At 52.4% G+C, this 254-nt stretch carries 1 protein-coding gene; it reads left to right on the top strand.

Features of this window, described 5'->3' with window-relative positions:
* Nucleotides 1–110: 110 nt before the first annotated feature.
* The coding region (locus OOJ59_RS28060; protein WP_241697917.1) for a mercuric transporter MerT family protein at nt 111–254 on the top strand (144 nt) is incomplete at its 3' end.

The following is a 254-nucleotide window of genomic DNA, read 5'->3' on the forward strand; positions in this document are numbered from 1 at the left end:
AAAAACGCCAATGGTCAGATTCTCAAAATTAATTTGCATATCGCTTGACTCCGTACATAACTACGGAAGTAAGCTTAAGCTATCCAAACCAAATTTGAAAGGACAAGCGTATGTCTGAACCACAAAAGTCTGAACCACAAAACGGGCGCGGCGCGCTCTTCGCCGGTGGGCTGGCCGCCATTCTTGCGTCGGCCTGCTGCCTGGGGCCGCTGGTTTTGATCGCCTTGGGGTTCAGCGGGGCATGGATCGGCAAC

This window comes from Citrobacter sp. W9, from assembly GCF_026719375.1.
In the GTDB taxonomy this organism is placed as follows: Bacteria; Pseudomonadota; Gammaproteobacteria; order Enterobacterales; family Enterobacteriaceae; genus Citrobacter; species Citrobacter werkmanii.